Annotated in this window: 10 protein-coding genes; 5 read left to right on the plus strand and 5 right to left on the minus strand. The window is 41.7% G+C overall.

What is annotated here, in order from left to right; translation table 11 throughout:
- Positions 1–42: 42 nt before the first annotated feature.
- Complete coding sequence (locus tag K358_RS0113425) at positions 43–879, minus strand: DUF2797 domain-containing protein (protein WP_027697303.1); 837 nt, start codon at positions 877–879, stop codon at positions 43–45.
- Positions 880–1,166: 287 nt separating this feature from the next.
- Here K358_RS0113425 and K358_RS0113430 point away from each other — a divergent pair, with 287 nt between their 5' ends.
- Positions 1,167–2,480 carry a GGDEF domain-containing protein gene (locus tag K358_RS0113430; protein ID WP_051241314.1) on the plus strand — a complete coding sequence of 438 codons (1,314 nt, stop codon included), beginning with the start codon at positions 1,167–1,169 and terminating at the stop codon, positions 2,478–2,480.
- A gap of 1 nt (position 2,481) precedes the next feature.
- Here K358_RS0113430 and K358_RS18545 read toward each other — a convergent pair whose 3' ends face one another.
- The 3 genes from K358_RS18545 to K358_RS0113445 all read right to left on the minus strand — a co-directional run bounded on the left by K358_RS18545 (position 2,482) and on the right by K358_RS0113445 (position 6,302).
- Positions 2,482–3,237 carry a SanA/YdcF family protein gene (locus K358_RS18545; RefSeq protein ID WP_038150171.1) on the minus strand — a complete coding sequence of 252 codons (756 nt, stop codon included), beginning with the start codon at positions 3,235–3,237 and terminating at the stop codon, positions 2,482–2,484.
- Positions 3,238–3,623: 386 nt separating this feature from the next.
- Positions 3,624–5,312 (minus strand): NAD-dependent malic enzyme, encoded by a 1,689-nt coding sequence (locus K358_RS0113440; protein ID WP_027697305.1) that lies wholly within the window; start codon positions 5,310–5,312, stop codon positions 3,624–3,626.
- 288 nt (positions 5,313–5,600) lie between these two features.
- Positions 5,601–6,302, minus strand: coding sequence for a tRNA (adenine(22)-N(1))-methyltransferase (locus tag K358_RS0113445; RefSeq protein ID WP_027697306.1), 702 nt, complete (start codon positions 6,300–6,302; stop codon positions 5,601–5,603).
- A 164-nt stretch (positions 6,303–6,466) separates the two neighbouring features.
- Here K358_RS0113445 and K358_RS0113450 point away from each other — a divergent pair, with 164 nt between their 5' ends.
- Both K358_RS0113450 and K358_RS0113455 read left to right on the plus strand, forming a co-directional pair.
- Positions 6,467–7,198, plus strand: a complete 732-nt coding sequence (locus K358_RS0113450) for an SIMPL domain-containing protein (protein ID WP_027697307.1) — start codon at positions 6,467–6,469, stop codon at positions 7,196–7,198.
- 32 nt (positions 7,199–7,230) lie between these two features.
- Positions 7,231–7,770: an NUDIX domain-containing protein gene (locus K358_RS0113455; protein WP_027697308.1), complete on the plus strand. Its 540-nt coding sequence runs from the start codon at positions 7,231–7,233 to the stop codon at positions 7,768–7,770.
- Between the two features lie 87 nt (positions 7,771–7,857).
- Here the strand turns inward: K358_RS0113455 and K358_RS0113460 are convergent, their stop codons facing one another.
- Positions 7,858–9,006, minus strand: a complete 1,149-nt coding sequence (locus K358_RS0113460; protein ID WP_051241315.1) for a PQQ-dependent sugar dehydrogenase — start codon at positions 9,004–9,006, stop codon at positions 7,858–7,860.
- 349 nt (positions 9,007–9,355) lie between these two features.
- Here K358_RS0113460 and pheS point away from each other — a divergent pair, with 349 nt between their 5' ends.
- A complete protein-coding gene (gene pheS, locus K358_RS0113465) occupies positions 9,356–10,336 on the plus strand; it encodes a phenylalanine--tRNA ligase subunit alpha (RefSeq protein ID WP_038150220.1) in 981 nt (326 codons plus the stop codon).
- An 18-nt stretch (positions 10,337–10,354) separates the two neighbouring features.
- Positions 10,355–12,757 (plus strand): phenylalanine--tRNA ligase subunit beta, encoded by a 2,403-nt coding sequence (gene pheT, locus K358_RS0113470; RefSeq protein ID WP_027697311.1) that lies wholly within the window; start codon positions 10,355–10,357, stop codon positions 12,755–12,757.
- The last annotated feature ends 26 nt before the right edge of the window (positions 12,758–12,783 follow it).

Below are 12,783 nucleotides of genomic sequence, written 5' to 3' on the forward strand. Positions count from 1 at the left end.
AATAGAGTACATATTCTTCTGTTTGGTGGCTGTTTTTTCTGCTTAATCGCTAAACTTCACTTCATACGAGGTGAATTTTCGGATGTTAATCACACCAGTATCTAAAATTAAATACTGTCCTTTGATACCTTGTAATTGACCCGTCACAATAGGGTTCTTGTCAAAGTTATGCGAGACAATCTTGACTGGGTGCTGCTCTACCGGGTAGTCAATTGGGGTGATCTCGGAAGATAATACTTCGACGGCATCATCGCCAAATTGTTTTTTCACTTCCTCAATCGTCGGCTGGATCAAAGGCAATAGCTGGGCGAACTTTTCTTCTAACGCGAGATCTTCACCATTTTCTTTTAGCAGCGTGCGCCAGTTAGTTTTATCGGCAATGTGCTTAGCTAGTTCAACTTCGATTAAGCCTGAAATATGACGTGTTTTCACTTTAAAAATTGGTAGGCCTTGAGTCGCACCTTGATCAATCCAACGCGTTGGAATTTGAGTGTGGCGAGTGATACCCACTTTTATGCTTGAGGTGTTTGAAAGGTAGATGTAGTGATCGACCATGCAATTGTCTTCACCCCATTGCGGCTCACGGCAAGTGCCTTGATCGTAGTGGCAGGTCTCTGGTTTCATAATGCACATGTCGCAACTCGCTAGCTTTTTCATACATACAAAACAATGGCCTTGCGAGTAGCTTTTTTTGGTTTTTTTGCCGCATGATGAGCAGAAAATATTGCCAGTATGAGCTAGGGTAATGGTGTGGCCAATATAAGGGTTGAGCGCAATTTTTTCTTCACCAACTGGTAAAGCATATTCAACCTGATTGGCTTGCTCTGAGTTTAAGCGAGAACTAAGTTTAGATAGGGTTCCAGTGATATTTAATGACATATTTTTGCTCATAATGTTTAATTTTGTCTAGTCTATCGAAATTTTAGATGGCTTTGTACTCATTACTCCTTAGTTAATGATTTAATTGTCATTATAGATTATGTGGCTATTGGCGTCCTTATATTGTAACAACTCTGCTACGTTGAAGGATGACCATATAATATATAATAAATTGTGAGAAGTTATGAGTAATAATCTAATGCCTCGATATAGACTAAAATTCTCGTTGTGAATTAAAGAGCCAAGACTTTAACTAACATGAGGGTACTGATTTACAAGGAATGAAGATGCTAAATAAGCTATACATTAAAGTTGTACTTGTAATTATTGTACTTAACGTATTTCTATCAATCAGTTACTACTTTTTTGGCCATGATAAAACACTGGAAATGTCGCCTAAAGTTTATCCATATAAAGTGGCATCTGATAGCGTGGTAGGAGGTAATAGCCAAGTAAGTTTAAACCTGGATAGTGATACGCCAACCATGTCCTGTCGGCTTGTGAAAAGTGATTACCCATGGCCTTATTGTGAAATGACCATTACTTTGTCGGACGATGTTACCCAAGGTGTTGATTTATCTGGCTATGACCGTGTATTCCTCGATATTGATTATCAAGGGGTACAAGAGAATACTGCAAAAGTTAGAGTGAATATTCGAAACTATGAGCCTAAGGTTTTTGACCCTAAAGATGATAATACGCTGAAATATAACGGGATTGAGTACCATGCTGGTTTTGCTCAAGGCGGCAAAGAAATTGGCTATGACAAGTTTCAAGTTCTGACTTGGTGGCTGTTTGATTATAATGTGGCAATTGAAGAATCTGGTGTGAAAGTGGATAACGTTTCTATGATTCAAATTGCGACAGATTCAGGTTCAGTACTCGGTGATCATACAATCACGGTGAATAAAATCATTTTTAAAGGTGACTATTTAAGCCCACAAGCTTTTGCTTTTGTTTTGCTATCAACTTGGATTGTGGCTGCATTAATATTTTTGTTTTATGAACTGTTTCAATCGAGAAAGCGCGTGCTGAAAATGGCCGCCCATGCTGAAAATTTGAATCAGTTGAATAAAGATCTAGAGACGAAATATAGCGAAGTATCCTTGATTGCCACCAAAGATGAACTGACTGGAGCATGCAATCGTCGAGCGATTCGTGAATGGTTAGATAATCTCGCACGCCGTGTTCGATGGGGGTCGTCACGCTTATCGATGATTTATGTCGATTTGGATCACTTCAAAGCAGTAAATGATACTTTTGGTCATAATGTTGGTGACCAAGTGCTTCGTGAGTTTGCTGAGTTAGTTTATGGGAAGTTACGAGAAGATGATCGTTTAGTTCGTTGGGGTGGTGAGGAGTTTATCATTTTTTGTCCCAACTCTGATATTGAGGGAGCTTCACAGGTTGCTGAGCGTATTCGTTCGACGGTTGAAAGTTATCAATGGCCTGAAGTTGGAATACTGACTTGCAGCTTTGGTGTCACTGAAATGGCACCTGGTGAAGGCGTGACAGAAATGATCGCTCGAGCAGATGAAGCTTTATATCATGCCAAAAGAAACGGCCGTAATCGCGTGGAAGTATTAAAGAAGCTCATTTAATCTAATTAACTTCGGGCTCATCTTCACCATTTTCTGCTTTTAAATCAGTCGGTAAGTTGGTAGGTGAGCTTTGCAAGTTGGTCTCTTTAATCGGACTTATTGGGCCGAAAAATTTAGGTTGTGAGTGTAAAATATACAAATCTAAGAACGCTTTTGTTCTGGCAAAAACTTCACGAATACGAATGGATAAGCCGGATGTTTCAACAGGGCCGGGAACCGCTAAACATTGGGCGTTAATATGGTAATACTGAGCAATGTAGAGAGCTCGTTCACAATGAAAGTCTTGGGTAATAATCAAAAAGTTATCAGCAAGAAAAACCTCTTTTGCTCGAACGATAGAGTCGAGAGTTCTAAAACCTGCATAATCAAGATGAATATTCTCTTCTTTAATATTTGCTTTAAGCAAATCTCGCTTCATTGTCCATGGCTCGTTATAGGAGCGGTGTGCATTATCACCACTAAGTAGGAAGCTTGTTACTTTTCCTCTTCGGTGCAGTTCAATCGCCGCTTCAATTCGATGCGAGTAATAGGTATTTAAAGTATGGCCAATATATTTGCTGGTGCCTAATACTAGTCCAAGATTGTATTGAGGAACATCCGCTATATCGTGATAAATAGCATCTTGTGTTTGCCAACTGATCAGCCGGTCGATAAGTACAATGCCACTGAGAAAGAGCACAAATACAATCCCCAGAGCGGTTAAGCTTCGGGTTAGCCATTTTAAGATTAATTGCAGTCGATCTTGGCTTATGATCATAGAGCTATAAACTATGCTCGAGAGCGGTGAAAAATAAGTTTGTTCCACATAAAAAACCACGGTTTATTGTCATGTTAGCATCCATACCATATTACCTGTTATGTGGGGTACTTTTAGACGTTTGATAATAGCAGCGTAATTAGACGGTGAAAAATAAAAAAGCCCACTTTGTTTAAATATTAAAGTGGGCTTACATTCGCTTGTTATTATTGTTTAATTTATCAGCATCTATACCCTTCGTACTTGAAGCTGCATCTTTGTTGACTACGTTCATTCGCCCAATCACATAGGCGAGCTATGCTCATGGGCCCTCATTCACTTGTCTCCTCACTGCAACTCCAATTACTTTGGGTATAAGCTGCATTTTAAACTTTATAGCGAGCTGGTTAGAATGCAGTACGTTTATAGCGACGATATTCTGGTTGCCAAAAGCCATTTTCAATTGCCGCTTCAATCGCATCATCTGTGATTGAAAGCGCCACACCTTGCTCGATGGCTTTTTTCGCTACAGCAAAAGCAATTTTCTTCGACACCGTATGAATTTCTTCTAGCGGTGGCAGCAGTGCCCCTTTACCTTTTAAGGCTAATGGTGAACAGGTCGCAAGCGCACGGCTTGATTCCATCAACATTTCATCGGTAACACGTGATGCAGAAACCGCAAGTACCCCTAGACCAATCCCTGGGAAGATATAGCTATTGTTACATTGGGCGATTGGGTAATCCTTGCCTTCAAATTTCACTGGCGCAAATGGGCTGCCTGTTGCGATCAGCGCCTTACCATTTGTCCATTGGAAAATATCTTGTGGAGTCCCTTCAACTCGACTTGTTGGGTTGGAAAGGGGGAAGATAATAGGGCGCTCACAATGTGCATGCATAGTTTCAATGACTTCTTGGCTGAATAAGCCAGGTACGCCAGATACGCCGATTAATACCGTTGGTTTAGCATTACGCATTACATCTAATAGAGAGTAGCCTTGATCTTCACTTTGCCACTTTTCTAGGTGTTTATTTTTTTGAACGAGTCGCTGTTGGAAATCAAGAAGGTTTTTCATACCTTGTTGCAGTAAGCCCCAACGGTCTACCATGTATACTTGAGCGCGGGCTTGTTCATCGGTTAATCCTTCTGACACCATTTGCGCGATAATTGCTTCTGCAATACCACAACCAGCAGAACCTGCACCAACAAAGGTGACTCGTTGCTCAGAAAGCTTACTCCCTGCCGCATGACAAGCCGCGATTAATGAGCCAACGGTGACCGCAGCCGTACCTTGAATATCATCATTAAAGCAGCACACTTTATCTTTATAGCGCTCAAGTAACGGCATGGCATTTTTCTGCGCAAAGTCTTCGAACTGAATAAGAGCATCAGGCCAGCGGCGTTTGATAGCTTGCATGAAATCATCGACAAATTTGTCATATTCTGCGCCAGTAATACGCGGATGACGCCAGCCCATGTACATAGGATCGGCAAGACGTTGCGGATTATTGGTACCCACATCGAGCACGATAGGCAGAGTATAAGCCGGACTGATCCCACCACAGGCGGTGTAAAGAGAAAGCTTACCGATTGGAATACCCATACCGCCGATACCTTGGTCACCAAGACCCAAAATACGTTCACCATCGGTGACTACGATCACTTTTACATTTTGGCTGGTGGCGTTGTTAACCAAATCGTCAATACGATCACGGTTTGGATAAGAAATAAATAAGCCACGGCCACGGCGATAGATATTCGAGAAATTTTCACAAGCCGCGCCTACCGTTGGCGTGTAGATAATCGGCATCATTTCAGAGATATGATTTTGCACTAAACGGTAGAAGAGTGTTTCGTTGGTATCTTGAATGTTACGTAGATAAATGTGCTTATCCATATCACTTTCGAATGCTTGATATTGTAGATAGGCACGCTCTACTTGTTCTTGAATGGTTTCTGTTGCTTCAGGTAGTAACCCTTCAAGGTTGAATTCTTTTCGTTCTTCAAAGGTAAAACCACTACCTTTATTTAGAAGAGGGGTGGCCATTAATACTGGGCCTGCGTAGGTAATATATAGGGGACGTTTATCGTTATTCATTGTCGGACTCTTTTTCTACGAGCAAAATTTGCTTGGTTCGGAACAGAAACAGTATAGCGCTATATTAAAATGCACATAGTAATTGTAAACAATCTTTCTGTAATGTTTGGCTTTAGCGCACAGAAAATTGATTTTAACTTCTGGCTTAAGAGAAGGTGAAAATGATGGAATGTTATTTAATTGTTTGTTTTTAAATCAATTGTGTGGTTTTTGTTAGGTTTTCAAATTGAAGTCTTCTAGGTACAAAAAAACTAAATTTTGTATACAGTTTTGTTGGTTTTTCTGTTTTTAATCGAAAAAGTCTAATTGCTGACGAATATTAGAGTACCACTGTAAGGGCAATTGAGCTTGCGTAGGATCGCTTTGCTGCATGCGTGAATAGTGGGTGAGTGTCTTTTGCAGATAGCGCTTATTCAGTTCGGCTTGTTCTTGATTGGAATAGTACCAAATCTGCTCACCAACGGGATGAATGTTATCTTGCGGACTTTGAGGAGCCTCGTGAGACACATGAAGAATTTCATAATATCGACCGTTATCTTCGATAAGCTTTTCTTGCTTTAAGCTCATATTTAAATTGATTAAGGTTTGACGCAGGTTAAATTGTTGGTAAACCGGACACAATAGGTAGTCGATCTCTAAGTGAGAATATTGCTGCTGCAACGCTTGAACAAACTCCATCATTAAATCGCCACCCACACCTGCAATGATGACCAGTTGTTTACCGGAATACTTTTCTAGCGGGAGTGTTTTGACATCTTGACAGTAGACTTGCCATTGAGAGAGGCTGTTGTGAAAGAATTGCTCTAAGCGTGCTTGCACTAATGAGGTTAACTCGGGAACGATATCGACAAAGTGAATAAACGGAGCTGCTTGGCGTTGTAGCAATGCCGCGCCTAGAAAACCGTGGTCACAGCAGCAATCCCATATATGTTGGTAATCCTGCTTTGAGATCATAGATTCAATATGTTGTAGACGTTTACTTAGCTTCACGATTCTTCTCGTCAATTTTATCGGTCAGCATTGTACTGTGTTATTAGGGATAGGTGTAGGTGGTTCATATCATTTGACTATTACTTCGTCTAATATCTGTTGTGAGCACCACTTTCTAGACGTAATTTCACTTAGTTAATTGATTAATAAATAAAGGAATAGATATGACCAATGTATCCTCCAATAATAAAACGATTCCAGCACTGTTACTCGGCGCATTTATTTGTATTGGGCTGGCTTTGTTAGGCTACCAACTAGGATCGGCCGCTATTGAATATAAACAATACGAACGCAGCGTGAACGTGAAAGGGCTGGCAGAGAAAGAAGTCGAGGCCGATGTGGTGATTTGGCCGATCCAATTTACCTTAGCCAATAATGACTTATCTGCGCTGTATAATGAGGTTGATAAAAGCACCGAAAAAATTAAAGCCTTTCTTTTGCTAAAAGGCGTCTCTCCCGAGGCAATCAGTTTTAGTGCTCCAGCCATTGTTGATAAATCGGCTCAACAGTGGGGTGATAATTCTCGCGCTGAATTTCGTTATTCCGCTAATCAAACCGTGACGGTTTACTCAAATAAAATCGATATCGTGCGTAATGTCATGGCTGAAATGTCAGAACTTGGCAAGCAAGGAATTGTGTTCAGTGGAGATAGTTATTCATCTCAGCCTGAATATATCTTCACTGGCCTGAACGAAATCAAACCATCCATGATTGAAGAAGCGACCAAAAATGCCCGCGTAGTGGCGGAAAAGTTTGCCAAAGATTCTGATAGCCAACTAGGTAAAATAAAACGAGCATCACAAGGTCAATTTACCATTTCACCAAGAGATAAAAACACACCTTATATCAAAAAGATCCGTGTGGTTTCTACGGTACAATATTACCTTTCAGATTAAATAAACTGCGGATAAATACGAAAGGCATAATAATGAATGAAATAAAAACCCTGCATTCCGAAGTGGTTTACCAAAACAAATGGATGACAGTTCGCGAAGATAAAATTGAACGACCAAGCGGTGCGAAAGGTATTTATGGCGTGGTCGAAAAGCCTGATTTTGTGGTGATTTTACCGATCCAAAATGATGAGGTTTACCTTGTTGAGCAATATCGCTATGCGGTTAAACAGCGTCTATTAGAGTTTCCTCAAGGCGCATGGGAAAGTAACCCAGATGCCGACCCTGTCGTTTTAGCCGCCGGTGAGTTAAAAGAAGAAACTGGCCTAGTGGCAGGTAATATGGTTTATGTTGGTTTTCAATACCTTGCTTATGGTTATTCCAATCAAGGCTACCATATCTATCTAGCAACCGATTTAACGCAAACAGAACGCAACCTAGATCCGGAAGAAGAAGGGTTAGTGGCCAAGAAAATACCGATTACTGAATTTGAACAAAAGATCATTTCGGGAGAAATTAAAGATGCTTCAACCGTTAATGCTTATGGTTTAGCTAAGTTGAAAGGGTTGATTTAGCGCGTTAATGACTTAGAAAAATATAAAGCCAATAAGAGCGGGTTACTTTCACTTATTGGCTTTGATTTTAAGATTGATATTCGAATGTTATTTTTTAGGCTTTAATTGATACAACCTCCCAGAATCCGTTGAGAAATAAACCAAGCCTTTCTCATCGATTGTTATATCTCGAACTCTTTCGTTCAGATCTTCAACCAAGCGAATTTCATCTTTTACTTGGTTATCAGGTGTTAATGAAACCATATTAATGTGAGTTTTTACGAGAGCGCCAATCAATAAATTTCCTTGCCATTGTGGGAAAGTATCGCCGTTATAAATCACCGCAGAACCTGGTGCGATAGAGGGAACATAAACCATGATAGGGGCTTCGATACCAGGTAGAGTTTCTGCTTCACCTACATCAAGTGGTCCCCAGTACTCCTTGCCGTGAGAAGTTTTTGCCCAACCATAATTTAGCCCGGGTTTGATAATGTTAATTTCATCGCCGCCACGTGGGCCATGCTCAACTTCCCATAATATTTTTCGGTTTGAATCGTAAACTAAACCTTGTGGATTACGATGACCATAGCTCCATATCGCTTCATTACCTTGTTTCGTTTTAATAAATGGATTGTCTTGTGGCACTGAACCATCAATGTTTAATCGCAAAATAGCCGCGGCTTGGTTATCCATATTTTGGCCGTTATCACGATTACCGCGATCGCCTACGCCAAAGAACACATGACCCTTGTCATTAAAGGTAATGCGGCTACCAAAGTGTTTACCGCTGTCATCGGCTGAATCAGTGACGAGCAGATCTTGCCATTGGGTTAAGGCTTTATTGGTGATATCTAATTGAGCTCTAGCTAGAGTGGTTGCAGAATTGCCATCTTGCAGCGGTTTCACGTAGGTAAAGTAAAACCAAGTTTGCTTATTTGAATCGATATAACGAGCGACATCTAACAAACCGCCTTGACCAGAAACTTTGATGTCAGGTAGGCCAGATATTTCAGATTTTTGTTTGGTAGTGACGTCTAGTAAGTAAACATGGCCACTACGTTCTGTCATCAATAGTTGATTTTCACTTACCCAATCCATCCCCCAAATGACGCCTAGTTTATCGGCCACTATTTGGGTGGTGTAACCTTGCTGCTCTTCAGGTGGCTCTTGACCGTTAGCTATGGAAGAGAAAGTGGCAATCGAGCTAAATAACAGTAATGAAGAGTAACGTTTGCACTGAGACAGTAAAGGTAGCATTAGTATAATTCTCTCGATGTTGAATGGGGGAATATTCATACTCTGGACAGTAAATGAATAAAAATCGAGCGTGAAATCGTAAATAGACATGACAAATAAATTATGGATAAAAATAAAGCCGTATTTAATAGGATTTCAGTTTGGCTTTATGGGCTGCATTCATTACTATATAGGGCTATTTTCACTGGCTTTTTATCATGATGAGCAAGATTGCCATTTTGCATAACTTTTTAATGCACGGATTGTTGTCAAAATGATTAGTGATAAAGATGTTGAGCAAAATGGCAGATGTTAAGCCAATTAGGAACTGAACTATCCACAGGACTACCGAATGGTAGGTGAGGAAACGATGCAATTAGAACAAATCATTGCCAATGCAACGGCAGCAATAGAGCAGGCAGACTCTGTCGCGACACTAGAAGATGTGCGTGTACAAGTCTTAGGTAAGAAAGGGGAATTAACCCTTCAATTACAAAGCTTAGGTAAACTTCCACCGGAAGAACGTCGTAGCGCTGGTCAAGAGATCAACAAAGCAAAAGGCTTAGTACAACAAGCCATTGCTGCTCGTAAAGATGCACTACAACGTGCCGAACTTGAAGCAAAACTTGCTGCGGAAACGATTGATGTTTCTCTGCCTGGTCGTCGTATTGAAAATGGTGGTTTACACCCAGTCACTCGCACTGTTGAGCGTATTGAGCAGTTCTTTGGCGAGCTAGGCTTTAACGTTGAAGCGGGCCCAGAGATTGAAGATGCATTCCATAACTTTGATGCGTTGAACATTGCAGATGATCACCCAGCACGTACGGATCACGATACTTTCTTCTTTAACCCAGATCTTATGCTACGTACTCATACCTCTGGTGTTCAGATCCGTACTATGGAAAATGGCAAACCGCCGTTCCGTTTCATTGCACCGGGCCGTGTATATCGTAACGATTACGACCAAACTCACACGCCAATGTTCCACCAAGTAGAAGGTATGCTGGTGGATGAAAACGTGAACTTTGCTCAGCTTAAAGGCATCTTGAACGATTTCTTATGTAATTTCTTTGAAGAAGAAGTACAAGTGCGTTTCCGTCCTTCATATTTCCCATTCACAGAGCCTTCTGCAGAAGTGGATGTAATGGGTAAAAATGGCAAATGGTTAGAAGTACTAGGCTGTGGCATGGTTCACCCTAATGTACTTCGCAGTGTTGGCATTGATCCTGAAAAATACTCGGGTTTCGCATTTGGTATGGGCGTAGAGCGCTTAACCATGTTGCGTTACGGCGTAAATGATTTACGTGCGTTCTTTGAAAACGATCTTCGTTTCCTTAAACAATTCAAGTAACCGAGAGGATTAATCACAATGAAATTCAACGAATCATGGCTTCGTGAGTGGGTTAACCCAGCGGTTGAAACTGACGAATTAACACATCAAATTACAATGGCTGGCCTAGAAGTCGATGACGTACTTCCAGTTGCTGGCAGCTTTACTGGCGTAAAAGTGGGTAAAGTAGTGGAGTGTGGTCAACACCCAGATGCTGACAAATTACGAGTCACTAAAGTAGATGTTGGCGCAGAAGAATTATTAGACATCGTTTGTGGCGCACCAAACTGTCGCGAAGGCTTAACTGTCGCGGTTGCAACGGTAGGCGCAGTGCTTCCAGGTGATTTCAAAATCAAGAAAGCTAAGCTACGTGGTCAACCATCACACGGCATGCTGTGTTCATTTACTGAACTTGGTATCGACGTAGAATCTGACGGCATCATGGAATTGGCAGAAGATGCCGTTATCGGTACGGATTTCCGTGAATTTTTAGGTCTAGATGATGTCACTATCGATGTTGATCTAACGGCAAACCGCGCAGATTGTTTCAGCGTTCGTGGTATGGCTCGTGAAGTTGGCGTATTAAACCGCGCTGATGTCACTGAACCTTCAGTCAATGCAATTGCTCCTGCAATTGATGACACTGTTTCAATTGAAGTAAAAGCACCAGCTGCGTGTCCACGTTACCTTGGTCGTGTGGTTAAGAATGTGAATGCTCAAGCGCAAACGCCACTTTGGATGCAAGAAAAACTGCGCCGTTGTGGTATTCGTTCTATCGATCCTGTGGTTGATATCACTAATTTCGTTCTATTAGAGCAAGGCCAGCCAATGCACGCGTTTGATCTTGCTAAGATTGAAGGCGGTATCGTGGTTCGTATGGCTGAGCAAGACGAGAAGCTAACACTACTTGATGGTACTGAAGCGAAATTAAACGCAGATACTTTAGTGGTTGCAGATCACAATAAAGCTTTGGCTATCGCAGGTATCTTCGGTGGTGAAGAATCTGGCGTAACCGCTGAGACTAAAGATGTACTGCTTGAGTGTGCATTCTTCGCACCGGATCATATCCGTGGTCGCGCTCGTAGCTATGGTCTACATACCGATTCTTCAATGCGTTTTGAGCGTGGTGTGGATTACGCACTGCAAGCAAGCGCAATGGAACGTGCAACTGAACTGCTTGTTGAAATCTGTGGCGGTGAAGTAGCGCCGGTTGTAACGGTTGAATCTGAAGCTGATTTACCTAAGCCAAACAAAGTAGCATTACGTCGCACTAAACTGGATAACCTATTAGGTCACCATATTGCCGATAGCGATGTGGTTGAAATCTTAGAGCGTCTAGGTATGACAGTTGAAGCGACTTCTCTTGAAAACGGTGCAGAAGGCTGGACTGCAGTTGCTCCGACATGGCGTTTTGATATCGCAATTGAGCAAGATTTGATTGAAGAAGTCGGCCGTATCTACGGTTACGACAACATTCCAAATCAAGCACCAGTTGCTGCACTTAGCATGAACGATCATAAAGAAGCGAACCTGCCTCTTAAACGTGTACGTAACCTTTTAGTTGACCGTGGTTTCCAAGAAGCAATTACTTACAGCTTCGTTGAACCTGAACAACAAAAACTGATCGTACCGGGTGTTGAGCCGTTAATTCTACCGTTCCCAATTTCAGTAGAAATGTCAGCGATGCGTCTTGGTTTAATCCAAGGTCTATTAAACACCGTTGTTCACAACCAAAAACGTCAGCAACCACGCGTTCGTTTATTCGAATACGGTTTACGTTTTATTCCTTGTGAATCTGCTGAAAATGGCATGCGTCAAGAGCCTATGCTGGCAGGTGTTATTGCGGGGACTCGCGCTGAAGAGCATTGGGACATTGAAACTAACACAGTTGATTTCTTTGACCTGAAAGGCGATTTAGAAGCGGTTCTTGAACTGACTTCAAATGAAATAGCGTACAGCTTTGAACCTGTTAGTCATCCTGCGCTACACCCAGGTCAATCAGCAGCGATTGTTGTTGATGGCGAACCTGTTGGTGTTATTGGTACGGTTCACCCTGAGCTTGAGCGTAAGTTTGGCTTAAATGGTCGTACTATCGTATTTGAAATTGAATGGTCAGCGATTGATTCACGTGTGATCCCAGAAGCAGTAAGCTTATCTAAATTCCCAGCTAACCGTCGTGATATTGCGGTTGTTGTGAAAGAAGACGTGGCAAGTGGTGACATTGTTAACGCATGTCTTGCTAACGGTGGTGAACTTCTGACTGGTGCGAAACTGTTTGATGTGTACCGAGGCAAAGGTGTAGAAGAAGGCAATAAGAGCCTAGCGATCGCCCTAAGCTTACAGTCAACTGAGCGTACATTGGAAGATGCCGATATTGCAGCTTCTGTTGACGCGATTGTTGCAGCATTGACTGAACAATTTGGTGCTACATTACGCGATTAATGTGATTTTTAATTGAGTATATGAAG

This window comes from Vibrio litoralis DSM 17657 (assembly GCF_000426765.1).
Taxonomy (GTDB): Bacteria; Pseudomonadota; Gammaproteobacteria; order Enterobacterales; family Vibrionaceae; genus Vibrio; species Vibrio litoralis.

What these genes read in the sequence shown, in the direction of transcription:
- K358_RS0113425 (WP_027697303.1), bottom strand. Translation starts at nt 879, where the DNA reads ATGTCATTAAATATCACTGGAACCCTATCTAAACTTAGTTCTCGCTTA.
- K358_RS0113430 (WP_051241314.1), top strand. Translation starts at nt 1,167, where the DNA reads ATGCTAAATAAGCTATACATTAAAGTTGTACTTGTAATTATTGTACTT.
- K358_RS18545 (WP_038150171.1), bottom strand. Translation starts at nt 3,237, where the DNA reads ATGATCATAAGCCAAGATCGACTGCAATTAATCTTAAAATGGCTAACC.
- K358_RS0113440 (WP_027697305.1), bottom strand. Translation starts at nt 5,312, where the DNA reads ATGAATAACGATAAACGTCCCCTATATATTACCTACGCAGGCCCAGTA.
- K358_RS0113450 (WP_027697307.1), top strand. Translation starts at nt 6,467, where the DNA reads ATGACCAATGTATCCTCCAATAATAAAACGATTCCAGCACTGTTACTC.
- K358_RS0113455 (WP_027697308.1), top strand. Translation starts at nt 7,231, where the DNA reads ATGAATGAAATAAAAACCCTGCATTCCGAAGTGGTTTACCAAAACAAA.
- K358_RS0113460 (WP_051241315.1), bottom strand. Translation starts at nt 9,006, where the DNA reads ATGCTACCTTTACTGTCTCAGTGCAAACGTTACTCTTCATTACTGTTA.
- pheS (WP_038150220.1), top strand. Translation starts at nt 9,356, where the DNA reads ATGCAATTAGAACAAATCATTGCCAATGCAACGGCAGCAATAGAGCAG.
- pheT (WP_027697311.1), top strand. Translation starts at nt 10,355, where the DNA reads ATGAAATTCAACGAATCATGGCTTCGTGAGTGGGTTAACCCAGCGGTT.